Source organism: Ochrobactrum sp. SFR4 (assembly GCF_019730395.1).
GTDB lineage: Bacteria > Pseudomonadota > Alphaproteobacteria > Rhizobiales > Rhizobiaceae > Pseudochrobactrum.
Genome location: NZ_JAAPBB010000555.1, coordinates 1 through 309, shown reverse-complemented (window position 1 = coordinate 309; position 309 = coordinate 1). Strand labels below are relative to the sequence as shown.

The window sequence follows — 309 nt, the reverse complement described above, 5'->3', positions numbered from 1 at the left end:
CAGCACCGGCAGGAATAACGACCTTTTTAACACCCAGCTCCAGTCCAAGTGCAACCGCATGCAATGCGCCGCCGCCGCCAAAAGCAACCAGTGTAAATTCACGCGGATCATGCCCGCGATTCAGCGACACCAGTTTCAGCGCATTGACCATATTGTTATTTGCGATGCGCAAGATGCCTCGCGCAACATCATCATTGGAAATGCCTAGCTTGCTGCCAAGTTCGGATAATGCTTTTTCTGTTGCATCCATATCTGCAACAACTGAGCCGCCGCAGAAATAATCGCGGTTAATGCGGCCAAGCCATAGAT

1 protein-coding gene is annotated in these 309 nt (G+C 51.1%); it reads right to left on the bottom strand.

The genetic code is table 11. The features are described from left to right. Nucleotides 1-309: hydantoinase/oxoprolinase family protein (locus tag HBA93_RS20225; protein ID WP_286202093.1), on the bottom strand; the 309-nt coding region annotated here is incomplete at both ends.